Source organism: Arthrobacter sp. 4R501, from assembly GCF_002929755.1.
In the GTDB taxonomy this organism is placed as follows: Bacteria; Actinomycetota; Actinomycetes; order Actinomycetales; family Micrococcaceae; genus Arthrobacter.
On the sequence record NZ_PJIW01000029.1, the window covers coordinates 1 to 13,936 of the forward strand.

13 protein-coding genes and 1 tRNA gene are annotated in these 13,936 nt (G+C 65.2%); 3 read left to right on the forward strand and 11 right to left on the reverse strand.

Annotated elements, in window-relative coordinates; genetic code table 11:
- Positions 1–197 precede the first annotated feature (197 nt).
- On the reverse strand, positions 198–3,593 hold the full coding sequence (locus CXR02_RS20610; protein WP_104063687.1) for a pyruvate carboxylase: 3,396 nt from the start codon (positions 3,591–3,593) through the stop codon (positions 198–200).
- Positions 3,594–3,894: 301 nt separating this feature from the next.
- On the opposite strand from CXR02_RS20610, the gene CXR02_RS20615 reads away from it, so the two are divergent.
- Positions 3,895–4,716, forward strand: coding sequence for a ParA family protein (locus CXR02_RS20615; protein WP_104063688.1), 822 nt, complete (start codon positions 3,895–3,897; stop codon positions 4,714–4,716).
- 105 nt (positions 4,717–4,821) lie between these two features.
- Here the strand turns inward: CXR02_RS20615 and CXR02_RS20620 are convergent, their stop codons facing one another.
- The 5 genes from CXR02_RS20620 to gcvH form a co-directional block, all read right to left on the reverse strand.
- On the reverse strand, positions 4,822–5,418 hold the full coding sequence (locus CXR02_RS20620; protein ID WP_104063689.1) for a MerR family transcriptional regulator: 597 nt from the start codon (positions 5,416–5,418) through the stop codon (positions 4,822–4,824).
- A 238-nt stretch (positions 5,419–5,656) separates the two neighbouring features.
- Positions 5,657–6,160, reverse strand: a complete 504-nt coding sequence (locus CXR02_RS20625) for a bifunctional nuclease family protein (RefSeq protein ID WP_056342311.1) — start codon at positions 6,158–6,160, stop codon at positions 5,657–5,659.
- Entirely contained in the window at positions 6,160–6,876 is a 717-nt protein-coding gene (locus CXR02_RS20630; RefSeq protein WP_104063690.1) for a MerR family transcriptional regulator, read from the reverse strand. Before CXR02_RS20630 ends, CXR02_RS20625 begins: the two co-directional genes overlap by 1 nt.
- Before the next feature lie 23 nt (positions 6,877–6,899).
- On the reverse strand, positions 6,900–7,376 hold the full coding sequence (locus tag CXR02_RS20635) for an FHA domain-containing protein (RefSeq protein ID WP_104063691.1): 477 nt from the start codon (positions 7,374–7,376) through the stop codon (positions 6,900–6,902).
- Positions 7,377–7,521: 145 nt separating this feature from the next.
- Complete coding sequence (gcvH, locus tag CXR02_RS20640; RefSeq protein WP_056342321.1) at positions 7,522–7,908, reverse strand: glycine cleavage system protein GcvH; 387 nt, start codon at positions 7,906–7,908, stop codon at positions 7,522–7,524.
- A 118-nt stretch (positions 7,909–8,026) separates the two neighbouring features.
- Between gcvH and CXR02_RS20645 the strand changes: the two genes are divergently transcribed.
- Both CXR02_RS20645 and CXR02_RS20650 read left to right on the forward strand, forming a co-directional pair.
- On the forward strand, positions 8,027–8,662 hold the full coding sequence (locus CXR02_RS20645; protein WP_181037317.1) for a hypothetical protein: 636 nt from the start codon (positions 8,027–8,029) through the stop codon (positions 8,660–8,662).
- 4 nt (positions 8,663–8,666) lie between these two features.
- A complete protein-coding gene (locus CXR02_RS20650; protein ID WP_056342328.1) occupies positions 8,667–9,536 on the forward strand; it encodes an Fpg/Nei family DNA glycosylase in 870 nt (289 codons plus the stop codon).
- A gap of 78 nt (positions 9,537–9,614) precedes the next feature.
- Here the strand turns inward: CXR02_RS20650 and CXR02_RS20655 are convergent.
- The 5 genes from CXR02_RS20655 to CXR02_RS20675 all read right to left on the reverse strand — a co-directional run bounded on the left by CXR02_RS20655 (position 9,615) and on the right by CXR02_RS20675 (position 13,934).
- Positions 9,615–9,691: transfer RNA gene (locus tag CXR02_RS20655), tRNA-Pro, on the reverse strand.
- A gap of 147 nt (positions 9,692–9,838) precedes the next feature.
- Complete coding sequence (gene der, locus CXR02_RS20660; RefSeq protein WP_104063692.1) at positions 9,839–11,389, reverse strand: ribosome biogenesis GTPase Der; 1,551 nt, start codon at positions 11,387–11,389, stop codon at positions 9,839–9,841.
- A gap of 10 nt (positions 11,390–11,399) precedes the next feature.
- Complete coding sequence (locus CXR02_RS20665) at positions 11,400–12,080, reverse strand: 1-acyl-sn-glycerol-3-phosphate acyltransferase (RefSeq protein ID WP_104063717.1); 681 nt, start codon at positions 12,078–12,080, stop codon at positions 11,400–11,402.
- 31 nt (positions 12,081–12,111) lie between these two features.
- The gene (cmk, locus tag CXR02_RS20670; protein ID WP_104063693.1) at positions 12,112–12,825 is read right to left on the reverse strand and encodes a (d)CMP kinase; all 714 of its coding nucleotides are present in this window, start codon (positions 12,823–12,825) and stop codon (positions 12,112–12,114) included.
- Positions 12,825–13,934: a prephenate dehydrogenase gene (locus CXR02_RS20675; RefSeq protein WP_104063694.1), complete on the reverse strand. Its 1,110-nt coding sequence runs from the start codon at positions 13,932–13,934 to the stop codon at positions 12,825–12,827. The genes cmk and CXR02_RS20675 overlap by 1 nt, the downstream gene beginning before the upstream one ends.
- Between the last annotated feature and the right edge of the window lie 2 nt (positions 13,935–13,936).

Sequence of the window (13,936 nt, forward strand, 5' to 3'; positions counted from 1 at the left end):
ACTCCCACACCGGTCCAACACCGAAAAGAACTGAACCTTCTGCTCCGGCGTGTATTTCCTCCTGCTGGCAGCTTCTTTCGTTAAAGACGACACGGTCGTTGCAACTCCCAAAAATTCTGGGTGTTGCAACGACCGCTAGAACCCGCCAATCTTCCAAGCCGGGAGGGCCCTTCCTTTTGTGGTTGGACTGCTTAGCCCTACTCCACGACCAGGAGGAGGTCCCCGCCCTGCACCTGCTCCACCGCTGAAATGGCGAGCCGCGAGACTTTCCCTGCCGTCGGCGTCGTGATGGAGGCTTCCATCTTCATCGCTTCGATGGTGGCCACCGTGTCACCGGCGTTGACCGTGTCGCCGGCCTTGACGGTCACGGTGACGGCGCCGGCGAACGGCGCGGCGACGTGGCCCGGCTGGGCCGGGTCTGCCTTCTCGGCAGCCTTGACGTTGCTCACCACGGAGCGGTCACGGACCACAACGGGGCGGGACTGGCCGTTCAGGGTGCACATGACCGTCCGCATGCCCTTTTCGTCGGGCTCGGAAACAGCTTCCAGCGAGGCGATCAGCCGGACACCCTTCTCCAGCTGGATCTCGTGCTCGGCGCCGCGCTGCAGGCCGTAAAGGTAATCACGGGTGTCGAGGACGGAAATGTTGCCGTACGTTTCCACGCTCTTGAGGTAATCCTTGGTGGGGCCTTCGAAGAGCAGACGGTTCAGCGTGCTCTGGCGGGTCTTGGAATCACCATGGAGCGCAGCGCTGTCCTCGGGACTGAGGTCAACGTCGCGGATCTTGATGCTGCGACCCTGGAGCGCCTTGGTGCGGAAAGGTTCCGGCCATCCTCCGGGCGGGTCGCCAAGTTCGCCGGACAGAAAGCCGATGACGGAGTCCGGGATGTCGTAGTTCTGCGGGTTTTCGTTGAAGTCCGCGGGATCTGCGTTGAGGCCAACGAGGTGCAGGGCGAGGTCGCCCACCACCTTGGACGATGGAGTGACCTTCACCAGGCGGCCCAGGATCCGGTCGGCCGCGGTGTACATGTCCTCGATCGCCTCGAAGCGCTCCCCCAGACCCAGCGCCATGGCCTGCTGGCGCAGGTTTGACAGCTGGCCGCCCGGGATTTCGTGCTGGTAGACACGGCCGGTGGGGCCTGGCAGGCCTGACTCGAACGGCGCGTAGACGCGGCGCACGGCTTCCCAGTACGGCTCAAGGGAGCTGACTGCGTCAAGGCTCAAGCCGGTGTCACGCGGGGTGTGCGCCAGCGCCGCCACCAGGGCGGAGGCGGACGGCTGGCTGGTGGTCCCGGCCAGCGAAGCGGAGGCAACATCAACAGCGTCCACGCCGGCGTCCACTGCCGCCAGCAAGGTGGCCAACTGGCCGCCGGCCGTGTCATGCGTGTGAAGGTGGACCGGGAGGTCGAAGCGTTCGCGCAGTGCGGCCACGAGCTTGGCCGCCGCTGCCGGGCGGAGCAGCCCGGCCATGTCCTTGATGGCCAGGATGTGCGCGCCGGCATCCACAATCCGCTGGGCCAGTTCCAGGTAGTAGTCCAGCGTGTACAGCTTCTCGTCCGGGTTCAGCATGTCGCCGGTGTAACACAGGGCTACCTCGGCTACCGCAGTGCCGGTGGCCCGGACGGCGCGGATGGCCGGGGCCATCTGGTTCACGTCGTTCAGGGCATCGAAGATGCGGAATATGTCGATACCGGTGGCAGCGGCCTCGTTGACGAAAGCCACGGTCACCTCTTCCGGGTACGGCGTGTAGCCCACTGTATTCCGGCCACGCAGCAGCATCTGCAGGCAGACGTTGGGCAGCGCCTTCCGCAGGGCGGCCAGGCGGTCCCAGGGGTCCTCGCCGAGGAAGCGCAGGGCCACATCGTAGGTGGCGCCGCCCCAGGCCTCAACGGACAGGAGTTCCGGCAGGAGGGCTGTGACCGCGGGACCGGCGGCCACGAGGTCCCGGGTACGCACGCGGGTGGCCAGCAGGGACTGGTGGGCGTCGCGGAAGGTGGTGTCGGTGACAGCCACGGCGGTCTGCTCACGCAGGGCCTTGGCGAAGCCTTCGGGGCCAAGCTCCAGCAGGCGCTGGCGCGATCCCGGTGCGGCCTGCCGATCCCCAACGGCGGGGAGTTTGGCGGCCGGATCCGAGTGCACTTTCAGCTCACCGTTGGGCTTGTTGACTGTGACTTCGGCCAGCCAGGTCAGGAGCTTGGTGCCGCGGTCGGCGGAGACCCGGGCCTTCAGCAGCTGGGGGCGCTCGTCGATGAAGTTGGTGGCGACGTTGCCGGCAATGAAGTCAGCATCGTCGAGCACGGCCTGGAGGAAGGAAATGTTGGTGGACACACCCCGGATGCGGAACTCCGCGAGGGCCCGGCGGGCGCGGGCCACGGCGGCCGGGTAGTCGCGGCCGCGGCAGCTCAGCTTCACGAGCAAGGAGTCGAAGTGGGGACTGATTTCGGCACCCGAGTACACGGTGCCGCCGTCGAGCCTTACACCGGCGCCGCCGGCGGAGCGGTAGCCGGTGATCTTCCCGACGTCGGGCCGGAACCCGTTGGCCGGGTCCTCGGTGGTGATGCGGCACTGCAGCGCTGCGCCCTTAAGCTGGACCGTCTCCTGGGAGAGGCCAAGGTCCGCGAGGGTCTCGCCGGAAGCGATCCGAAGCTGTGCCTGCACCAGGTCAACGTCCGTCACTTCCTCAGTGACGGTGTGTTCGACCTGGATGCGGGGGTTCATTTCGATGAAGACGTGCTGTCCGGCGCGTTCGCCGACGGTGTCCACCAGGAACTCCACGGTTCCGGCGTTGACGTAGTTCAGGGCCTTGGCGAACTTCACCGCGTCACGGTAAAGGGCTTGGCGGATGCCTTCGTCCAGGTTGGGCGCGGGGGCGATCTCAATGACCTTCTGGTGACGGCGCTGGATGGAGCAGTCACGTTCGAAGAGGTGGATGACGTTACCCTCGGCGTCGGCCAGGATCTGCACCTCGATGTGGCGCGGGCGGAGCACTGCCTGCTCCAGGAACATGGTGGGGTCACCGAATGCCGCATCGGCTTCGCGCATGGCAGCCTGCAGGGCCTCGGGAAGGGCTTCCCTCGTGTCGACGCGTCGCATGCCACGTCCGCCGCCGCCGGCGACGGCCTTGGCGAAGATGGGGAAACCGATCTCGTCGGCTGCCGCGATCAGCTCATCCATGTCCTTCGAGGGTTCACTCGATTTCAGGACCGGAACACCGGCCTCACGGGCAGCCTTCAGTGCTGCCACCTTGTTGCCGGCAAGCTCAAGCACCTCAGCCGGAGGGCCAACGAAGGTGATGCCCGCTTCCTGGGCGGCGCGGGCCAGATCGGGGTTTTCCGAAAGAAAGCCGTAGCCGGGGTAGATGGCGTCGGCGCCGGATTCCTTGGCGACCCGGACCACCTCGGCAACATCCAGGTAGGCCCGGACGGGATGCCCCACTTCGCCAATCAGATATGCCTCATCGGCCTTCTGGCGGTGGATCGAATTTCGGTCCTCATTGGGGAAAACAGCAACGGTCTTGGCGCCCAGCTCGTAGCTGGCACGGAAGGCCCTGATCGCGATTTCGCCGCGGTTGGCCACCAGAATCTTGGAAAACATAATTCTCCTGCATCATTGCGGGTGTATCGGTAAGTGGTCACAGTGTCTAAGACCCGCGCCTAGAAATACAAATCCTTGTGGCCACAGTCACAGAAACTTCCGTCATGTCCCGCGTGCATCGACGGAGGTTGGCAGAACCGGCCACCCATACCATCGCCGTGCCATGCCGCATCCCCATAAGACGGGATTCACCGGCGCAGCCACATATGATGAGTAAGGCGGCTCGAGCCGCCTGCTTCGGCAGTGCCGGAGCAAACATTACCCCCAACACGGCAGCCGGCGTTAGGTTTTGGTCTCACAAGTGCAAGTAGTCAGCATCAGCAGCCTCAAGGGCGGAGTCGGCAAGACGTCCGTCACCACAGGATTGGCGTCTGCGGCGCTTGCCGCCGGCATCCCCACACTGGTGGTGGACCTCGATCCCCACGCGGACGCGACCACTGCCCTGGGCGTCCAGTCCGGCGACCAGCTGGACATCGGCAGGATGCTCAAAAGCCCCCGCCGGGCCAAGCTCGCGGACAATGTCGCGGGCAGCTCCTGGACGGCACGGGCGCATACCAACGGATCCGGACCGGCCATCCTGGACGTCGCCGTGGGTTCGGCGTACACCGGCATCTACGACCGCCCCGACCTTGGCCGCAGGGATCTTCGCAGGCTTTCCGCGGTCCTGGCTGGCGCCGACCGCTACGAGCTGGTCCTCATTGACTGCCCGCCGTCGCTGAACGGGCTGACCCGGATGGCCTGGTCCGCAAGTGACAAAGTGGCGCTCGTGGCCGAGCCTGGACTTTTCTCGGTGGCGGGAACGGAACGGACCATGCGCGCCATCCAGCTATTCAAGCAAGAATTCGCGCCGAACCTATCCCCCGCAGGCATCGTGGCCAACCGCGTTCGCACCGGCTCCTCCGAACACACTTACCGGCTCGCGGAAATGGAATCGATGTTCGGTGACCTGCTACTGAGCCCACGCATCCCCGAACAGGCGAACTGGCAGCAGATCCAGGGCGCGGCCCACCCGGTGCACCACTGGCCCGGCGAATCCGCGAAGACATCCGCTGCGTTGTTCGACGCCCTCCTCGTCAACCTCCTGGCGACCCGAAGCGGCCTGCGAAACCGAACCCAGCGTTAACCCCTTGGCTGCAGCGCCGCTGCAGCCAAGGGTTCCGCGGACAACAAGAAGAGGCCATCCCCGCCGGGGGTGGCCTCTTCTTGTTGGTGTTGCGCCAGCCTGCTGTCAGCCGATCTTGCGGGCAGACCGCCGCTTGCTCAGCTCGTCGTCGGGAAAGGAATGTTCGACGGCGTGTTCGCTCGGCAGGGCAGCCAGGCTGCCCTCGACTTCGCGCCAGACCCGGCCCACCGCGATGCCGAAAACGCCTTGTCCACCCTGTACAAGATCGATGACCTCGTCTGCGGAGGTGCATTCGTAGACGCTCGCGCCGTCGCTCATGAGCGTGATCTGTGCCAGATCCTCCACGCCGCGTTCGCGCAGATGTTCCACTGCCGTGCGGATCTGCTGAAGGGAAACACCGGTGTCCAGAAGCCGCTTGACTACCTTGAGGACGAGAATGTCCCGGAAGCCGTAGAGTCGCTGCGAGCCAGAGCCTGCGGCGCCGCGGACTGCGGGCTCAACCAGCCCGGTGCGTGCCCAGTAGTCCAGCTGGCGGTACGTGATGCCGGCCGCCTTACAGGCCGTGGGGCCGCGGTAGCCGGCGTCCTCGTCCAGGACGGGAAGGTCTTCGGTAAACAGGAGGCCCTGGGCACCGCTCGCGGGCACAGCCACACCAGCCGTTGTGGGCTGCTTCAGCCCGCCTGCTTCGCCTTTGGGACTCACCTGGATCCTCCTTGTAATAAGCTCCCGGGGACCACTGCATCAGCCGGTTCACACATGAAGTTCATGCATGTAATTTCGCGGGGGTCGTACTTTTACAGTGTGACTTGCGCGGCTGCTGTAAGCAATGGGAGCTTGATACCTTCGACGTTAGGCCCGCTGCGCCCCAAGGTCAAAGATCTAGGCCGCTTGGCGCAGGCGTGTCGGAACTTTCAGGCTCAACTTTAACCTTAACGTGACCTCAGCCGTCGAAGTCTTCGGGCTCCACATCGTCCAGGAACTCACGGAAGCGCCGCAGTTCGCGCTCCTCGTCCACGGTGGGGCCCGGGTCAGTGTCCTCCCCCTCGTCATGCTCGGTAATACGAACTCCGGCTTCATCCATTACCGAGTCGGCACACCAGATGCGGCACTTGGCCCGCAACGCGATCGCGAGGGCGTCCGATGCCCGCGAGCTAACGGTGGTGCCGTTCTCGAACTGGAGCTGGCCATAAAAGATGTTGTCCTCAACGGCCACAATGTTGACGCTGACAACCGAATGGCCCAAGGACTCCACCACGTCCACCAGGAGGTCGTGGGTCATCGGGCGCGGAGGCACTACCCCTTGCTGGGCCAGGGCGATGGCACTTGCCTCTGGAGTCCCGATCCAGATGGGCACGTGCCGTTCGCCGTGGATCTCGCGCAGCAGGACGAGCGGCTGGTTGGACGGCAGTTCGATACGAACGCCTACGATCTCCACTTCGATCATCAGATGTCCATACGTGAGATACGGTCCTGGACCAGTGCCCGGTGCAGGACCAGGCAGAGGTCGCTGATTTCGCGGGCCGCTTCGGCAGCCCGCGCCTGTGACGCGGAATCGCGCCGGGACGCGAGCGGCGCAACTGCGCGCTCCACGAGTCCGAATTCACGTTCCGCGGCGGCCTGGAACGGCCGCAGGTGGCGCGGCTCAAGGCCGTGGCTCTCCAGCTGCACGCAGGCACGGGCCACTTGGAGGGCGTGCTCGTCGAACTTGCCGTTGCTGTGGCTGATCAGCCCGAAGCTCAGCAGCGATTGGAGTAACGGAAGGCTGGCGCCGGACTCGGTCCGCAGCTGTTCCTCGCTGAATTTCCGGCCGCGGTTCTGAAGCTCCACGGCCAATTCATCCGAAACGATCCGCGGCGAAACCACGACGCCGGGCGGCAGGTTCTCGGGCCGCTCTCCCCTGTCGATCGCATCAAGGTAGTCCTTGATGACTTTCAGTGGAAGGTACTGGTCCCGCTGCAGCGCCAGCACAAAACGGAGACGTTCGACGTCACTGTCCGAGTACTGCCGGTATCCGGCCGGAGTACGGCGCGGATTAATCAGTCCCTTTTCCTCGAGGAACCTGATTTTCGACGCGGTCATACCCGGAAAGTCGCCGCTGAGTTGCGCGAGGACTTCCCCGATGTTCAAAACTTGGGGCCCCCGGCGTTCCGGTTGTGCCATTGCCACAGGCAAGTGTCCCGGGATCAGGCGCGGCCTGCTGCGCGGGCAGGGCTCAGGTAGAAGGTGAGTCGGAACTTGCCGATCTGGACTTCGTTCCCGGACTTTAGCTCAACACTGTCCACGCGGTCGTGGTTGACGTAAGTGCCGTTGAGGCTGCCGGTATCCACCACTTCAAAGCTCCGCGGAGTGCGGCGGAACTCGACGTGACGCCGCGAGACGGTGACGTCATCCAGGAAGATGTCGGCATCCGGATGACGGCCGGCCGTGGTGGTGTCCGTGTCAAGCAGGAAGCGGGCACCCGCGTTCGGGCCGCTGTGGGCCACCAGGAGCGCGGAACCGGCCGGCAGCGCCTCCACGGATGAACGCTCGTCCGTGGACAGCTTGGGGGCGATGGTGGGTTCGTCGGAGACGGGGGTGAGATGGATCGAGGTGGTCTCCGAAGCCCTGGCCGCACCTGTGCCGTGCTCGCCTTCGGCAGGGTCCTGTTCGTGGCCAACCATGGATTCCTCCTCTTTCGCTGCAGCTCTCACGCCTGCAATCAACTTTTGCCCTGACGGATCCGCCTCGCGGATCCGATGCCGGGCCCCGATCCGGCCACTGACGTGCGAAGACGCCAGTTGGCCGGACCGGATGAACCCGTAAGCTTCAGCCTACCTGCTGTTCGTACTCGGATGCACTGAGCAAGGATTCCACAGCGTCCGCTTCTGCCAGCCGGATCTCGATCAGCCAGCCGTCGCCGTACGGATCGGAGTTGATCAACGCCGAATCGGTATCGAGGGATTCGTTGCGTGCCACGACCTCGCCGCTGACCGGAGCATAGATGTCACTGACGCTCTTGGTGGATTCGACCTCGCCCACGACTTCGTTTGCGGTGACTTTGGTGCCGGCTTCCGGCATCTGGGCATAGACAACATCTCCGAGTGCGTCCTGCGCGAAGTCGGTGATGCCCACCCGAACCACGCCGTCGGCGCTCGGTGCGGATACCCACTCGTGCTCGGCAGTGTAGGACAGGTCTTCGGGAATGTTGCTCATCAGGGGCCTTTCATCGGGTCAATCACCAATGTCAACGGGGCCTGGAAAACAAGCCGCCGCTGAAAGTATAGGCACAACTCCACGGGCGTTCGAGGAGGATTCTGACATGATGAGACTCATGAGATCACATGCACAGGAAGCGCCCGCGAAAAAGGCGAACTGGGCTGCACGGATCATCCTCGTTGCGGTGGCGTTGGTGGTCCTCACAATCGCTTACTTTGCCTTAGCGGCCATCCTCCCGGTCTGGTGGGCGAATGTTATCCGCAACCAGGTCCAGGGCAATCTTGGGGCGGGCATCCTGGTGGGGATGTTTTACGGGTTCGTTTTCACGTTCGTCCCCCTCCTGGTGGCCTGGCAGGCCACACGCAAATCCGTAAGCTGGCCCTGGAAGCTGACCATCCTCGTCGCCGCTGTGGCTCTCGCCTCCCCGAATCTGCTGACCGCCGGGATCATGTTCGGCAGCTCGCAGGCCGCCCATAACGGACAGCGGATCCTTGGCACGGAGGCAACCTGGTTCCCGCTGTGGACACAGATCTCAGCCATCGCCGCCGTCGTGGTCTTTGTGGTTGGCCTGATCCTGTGGAGGGTCTGGCGGCAGCGCGGCAAAAAGATGAAGGTGCTCAAGAAGGCAGGTGCCGAGCGTTCCCTGGCTGCGAAGGCGGCCAATGACTCCGCGGCCAGCTCACCTGCTCCCGAGGCGTCAGCTGTTCCTGAGGCTCCGGCCGCACCCGACAGCCAGGCTGACCACAGGTAAAGCCATGCCGGAGCTTCCCGAGGTTGCAGGCCTGGCCGGTTTCCTGGACGAGCACCTGCGCGGAGCGGTGGTGCGGAAGGTCCAGATCGTTTCCTTTGCCGTGCTGAAGACAGCGGATCCGCCGTTCACAGCGCTGGAGAACTGCACGGTCGCCGGCGTGCGGCGGTTTGGAAAGTTTGTCAGCATTGACACCGACGGGCCGTCCTTTGTCTTCCACCTCGCCCGGGCGGGCTGGGTCCGCTTCACGGACTCGCCCACAGACACCCAGCTCCGGATGGGAAAGGGCCACATCGCCATGCGGCTGGCGTTCACCGGGCCGGACGGTGCCCATGGCATGGATCTCACCGAGGCGGGGACCAAGAAGAGCCTTGCCGTGTACGTGGTGCGCGACCCCCAGGATGTGCCGGGCGTCGCGGCGCTCGGGCCGGACCCGTTCAGCGCAGCGTTCGACGCCGACATGCTGGCGGAGATTCTCGGCTCCACTTCCCAGCAGATCAAGGGCGTCCTGCGGAGCCAGAGCGTGATCGCGGGGATCGGGAACGCCTACAGCGACGAGATCCTGCATGCTGCGAGGATCTCCCCCTTTGCCACCGCCAAGTCCTTGGACCGCGGCACGGTGCAGGTGCTTTATGACGCCATCCACAGCGTGCTCGGAACGGCCCTGGCCGAAGCCGAGGGCAAGCCGCCCAGCGAGCTCAAGGACGTCAAACGCAGCCACATGCGGGTCCATGCCCGCACCGGCGAAGCTTGCCCGGTGTGCGGTGACACAGTCCGGGAGGTGTCTTTCGCGGATACTTCCCTGCAGTACTGCCCCACGTGCCAGACCAAGGGAAAGATTCTGGCGGACCGCAGGACGTCGAAGTTCCTGAAATAAGCCAGGCCGTGAAACATCCGAAAAGGACGGCACAAAACAAAAGCGTCCCGGAGAATTTTCTCCGGGACGCTTCTGTTTTGGTCGGGCTGACAGGATTTGAACCTGCGACCCCTTGACCCCCAGTCAAGTGCGCTACCAAGCTGCGCTACAGCCCGTTAGTTCCGCCGTTCTCCGCTGCGTTTACTCCCGATGTTAGCCAGGATTTCAACTCAGCAGTCCGGCCGAACCACCTTGAAAAGCTTACACGATTCCGGAGGGTGCAAGTGACACTTTGCCGCTTGCACGCCCCCGGCGTGTCCTAATTAACGCTTCTTGCCGCGCTTTTCGCGGACGCGCATGTTGACCTCGATGGGCGTGCCCTCGAAACCGAACGTTTCGCGGAGCCTGCGGGTGATGAAGCGGCGGTAGCCCGGGTCCAGGAATCCGGTGGTGAACAGCACAAACTTCGGCGGCCGGCTGGACGCCTGCGTGCCGTACAGGATGCGCGGTTGCTTGCCGCCGCGGACCGGGTGCGGGTGCGCCGCCACAAGCTCGCCAAGGAAGGCATTGAGCTTACCGGTGGGGATGCGCCTGTCCCAGTTCTCCAGGGCCAGGTCCAGGGCGGGAACCAGGCGGTCCTTGTGCCAGCCCGTCAGCGCGGAGATGTTGACCCGGGGCGCCCAGGCCACGTGGGCCAGGTCCTGCTCGATTTCGCGCTCCAGGTAGGTGCGGCGTTCGTCGTCGAGCAGGTCCCACTTGTTGAAAGCCAGCACAAGGGCGCGGCCCGACTCGATGGCCAGCTGCAGGATGCGGACGTCCTGCTCGCTGAGGACCTCATCCACCGCGAGAAGAACGACGGCGACCTCCGCCTTTTCGAGCGCGGCCTGCGTCCGGAGGGAGGCGTAGTAGTCGGCGCCCTGCGCCATGTGCTGGCGGCGGCGGATGCCTGCCGTGTCCACAAAACGCCACGTGCGGTCACCGAGTTCAATGAACTCATCCACCGGATCACGCGTGGTGCCGGCGGTGTTGTCCACGACGACACGTTCTGACCCTGCCAGCTTGTTCAGCAGTGATGACTTGCCCACGTTCGGGCGGCCGATCAGTGCGATGCGGCGGGGTCCGCCCGAGCGTTCCAGGCCCTCAATGGTGGAGAACTCCGGCAGGGTGTCCATCACGTGGTCCAGGAGGTCGGCCACGCCGCGTCCGTGCAGGGCCGAGACGGGGTATGGCTCGCCGAAGCCGAGGCCCCACAGGGTGGCAGAGTCCGCTTCCTGGGCGAAGTCGTCCACCTTGTTGGCCACCATGATGACTGGCTTCTTGCTGCGGCGGAGCATCTTCATAACGCCCTCGTCCGTTGCGGTGGCGCCCACCGCGGAGTCGACGACAAAGAGCACGGCGTCGGCCATTTCCACAGCCATTTCCGCCTGTTCGGCCACCCGTGCGTGGATGCCGCGGGCATCGTGCTCCCAGCCGCCGGTGTCCACCAAAATGAAGTTGCGCCCGTTCCAGTGTGCCGAGTACATCACGCGGTCCCGCGTCACGCCGGGAGTATCCTCGACCACGGCTTCGCGGCGGCCCAGGATGCGGTTCACCAGGGTGGATTTGCCCACGTTGGGACGGCCGATGATGGCAAGCACGGGATCGAGCTTGACCGGACCGTCGAAGTCCTCGTCGTCGTAGTTCCCGCTCAGCAGGGCGGCGTCTTCCTCGTCGAGCTCGTAGTCGTCCAAACCGGCGCGGAGCGACGCGGCACGCATCTCCGCTTCGTCGTCGTCGATCGCGGCCAGCCGCTCGGCCACCTGGTCCGTGCCGGTGGGCGTGTATTCATCTTCGCCGGCGCCGGAGTGGCTGGAGGTTTGAGTCGTATCGCTCATTGCACTTTCCTTAGTGGTCATCTGCCGGCGTCCCGGCTACTGCTGTGAAGTTCGTGCGGAAATCCGCGTGGGGCAAAGGCTGCCCACTGTGTTGGATGGTCTCCTGGACGTGCCCCGCAAGCGCAGCGCGGATTTCCATTCCCGCCCTGTCCATTGAAGCACGGCCCGTTTCGCCGGGGTTGCGGCTGAGGGTCAGTGCGTTGCCGAAGCTGACGTGGAACCGCCGCCCTGGCCTGGGTACTGTGTCGAGGTGTTCGTTGCCCGTCCGGGTGCCGAGGATCGCCACGGGAACCACGGGGGCGCCCGAGTTCAGCGCCAGCCAGGCCACCCCGTTGCTGATGTCTGTTGCCTGGCCGCTCCCCCGAGTTCCTTCCGGAAGAATCCCGATGCAGCGGCCGGCGTCGAGCATGTTCTTGCCCAGCAGCAGCGCAGCCCGGTCCCCGGAGCGGTCAACCGGCAGCTGGCCGGAGGCCCGAAGGACCCGACCCAGCAAGCCCTTGAACATCTCCTTCTTGACCAGGATGTGCATGGGACGCGGCGACGCGCCAAACATCACCGGCCCGTCCAGGAAACTGATGTGGTTGCCGGCAAAAATCACCGGCCCGCCTGTAGGCACGTTGTCCCGGCCTGTGACGGACGTGCGGTACACCATGTGGTCCAGGAGCCAGCCGACGGGCCGGCTCCATATCATGGTCAGGCCGGAGGGAAGCCGCACGTCGCGGTCAGTCACGGTTAAGCACCTTCGTGACGATCACGAGCGCCGCGTCCACGGTCTCGGCGAAGTCCAGATCGGAAGAATCCAGGGTGACAACACCGTCGGCAGCCTGGGTGAAGTTCACCACCGTGGAATCCTTGGCGTCACGGCGGGTGACCTGGGCGGCGAGCTGCTCCGCATCCTGCGTGCCGCCCAGTTGGATGCCGCGGCGGCGAAGCCGGGCCTCCTCAGTGGCGGTCAGCAGCATGCGGACTTCCGCGCCCGGGGCCACGACGGTCGTGATGTCCCGGCCCTCCACCACGATGCGGCGGTGGTGCTTTTCAATGACCTCACGCTGCCGGCGGATCAGTTCGGTCCGCGCACCCAGGGTGGTGGCCACCGCACTGACCGCCGACGAAATTGCCGGTTCCCGGATGGCGTCCGTGACGTCGGTGCCGCCCACGCGGACGTATTCCTCCCGCGGTGTGGTGCTCAGTTCCAGGACCAGGTCACGGGAGGCCTGCTCCACGGCGGCGGCGTCGCTGAGGTCAATTCCGCCGGTGACGCAGAACCAGGTCAGGGCACGGTACATGGCGCCGGTGTCCAGGTAGGCAAGGTGCAGCCGGCGGGCCACTTCCTTGCTCACGCTGGACTTGCCGGAGCCTGACGGCCCGTCGATGGCGACCACCAAAGGCCTGCCGACGCGCAAGGCCGGAAGGGTGTCAAGAAGTTCTTGTGTCATTACTGCAATACCCGCCATCCGCGGTCGTTGAGTGCTTCGATCAGATGGTCATGCTTGTTCGGCAGCACGGACAGTTCCACCATGCCCACGTTCTGGCCCGAGGAGTGGTCCAGCCGAAGGTCCTCCACGTTCACGCCGATCTCACCGATTTCGGTGAGGAGCTGCGCGATCTGTCCCGGCCGGTCATCCACGAGGACCGTCAGCCAGGAGTATGCCTGCGGCGGGCCACCGTGCTTACCCGGAATACGGGCCTGCCCGGCATTGCCTTCGCTGATGAGCTGGGCCAGGTCCAGCCTGGCGCCGGGCGCAAGCGGTTCCTCCAGCGTCCCGATGAGCCGGTTCAGGTCCTCGCGGACCCCGTAAAGGATCTCCACGACCTTTCCCGCGTTGCCGCCCAGGATCTGGACCCACAGCGTGGGATCGCTGGCGGCGATCCGCGTGACGTCCCGCAGCCCGTTGCCGGCGAGGGACAGCGCGTGAAGCGGCGTCCCCTGCAGCCGGCTGGCCAGCAGGGAGGACATGATCTGGGGCAGGTGCGATACCAAGGCCACGGCTTCGTCGTGTTCGTCGGCAGTGAACTGGGAAACCACGGCTCCCAGGTCCGTGGCCAGGGAACGCGCAGTCTGCACGGCAGCCGCGGATGACTCCGGGCCCGGACAAACCACCCACGGCATAGACGTGAAGAGCTCGCCGCGGGCCGCAACCGGCCCTGACTTTTCGCGCCCTGCCATCGGATGCATCCCCACATAGCGGGCGAGGTCCGCGCCGCGGCCGCCCAACTCCGCCAGGATGGCGGCCTTGACGCTGGCGATGTCAACCACCACGGAATCCGGGTAGTCGGCAAGCGCACGGGCCACGACGTCGGCGGTCACGTCCGGCGGTGCTGCCACCACCACCAACTCGGGCGCCTCGTCCCCCAGCTGGCCCAGGGGCTGGCCGGCACCGATGTCGACGGCCACAGCCTGGTTGGTCGGCGACGGGTCAGACAGGAACACGGGCACGCCGCGCCCACGCAGGCCCAGCCCGATGCTGGCACCGAGCAGGCCGGTGCCAATCACCACGACCGGCCCGTTGAGGTGCCCCCGCCCGTGGGAGCGAAATGCGGACATGC

Coding starts and splice junctions, on each gene's coding strand:
- CXR02_RS20610 (WP_104063687.1), bottom strand. CDS start 3,593: ATGTTTTCCAAGATTCTGGTGGCCAACCGCGGCGAAATCGCGATCAGG.
- CXR02_RS20625 (WP_056342311.1), bottom strand. CDS start 6,160: ATGATCGAAGTGGAGATCGTAGGCGTTCGTATCGAACTGCCGTCCAAC.
- CXR02_RS20630 (WP_104063690.1), bottom strand. CDS start 6,876: ATGGCACAACCGGAACGCCGGGGGCCCCAAGTTTTGAACATCGGGGAA.
- CXR02_RS20635 (WP_104063691.1), bottom strand. CDS start 7,376: ATGGTTGGCCACGAACAGGACCCTGCCGAAGGCGAGCACGGCACAGGT.
- gcvH (WP_056342321.1), bottom strand. CDS start 7,908: ATGAGCAACATTCCCGAAGACCTGTCCTACACTGCCGAGCACGAGTGG.
- CXR02_RS20645 (WP_181037317.1), top strand. CDS start 8,027: ATGAGATCACATGCACAGGAAGCGCCCGCGAAAAAGGCGAACTGGGCT.
- CXR02_RS20650 (WP_056342328.1), top strand. CDS start 8,667: ATGCCGGAGCTTCCCGAGGTTGCAGGCCTGGCCGGTTTCCTGGACGAG.
- der (WP_104063692.1), bottom strand. CDS start 11,389: ATGAGCGATACGACTCAAACCTCCAGCCACTCCGGCGCCGGCGAAGAT.
- CXR02_RS20665 (WP_104063717.1), bottom strand. CDS start 12,080: ATGATATGGAGCCGGCCCGTCGGCTGGCTCCTGGACCACATGGTGTAC.
- cmk (WP_104063693.1), bottom strand. CDS start 12,825: ATGACACAAGAACTTCTTGACACCCTTCCGGCCTTGCGCGTCGGCAGG.
- CXR02_RS20675 (WP_104063694.1), bottom strand. CDS start 13,934: ATGTCCGCATTTCGCTCCCACGGGCGGGGGCACCTCAACGGGCCGGTC.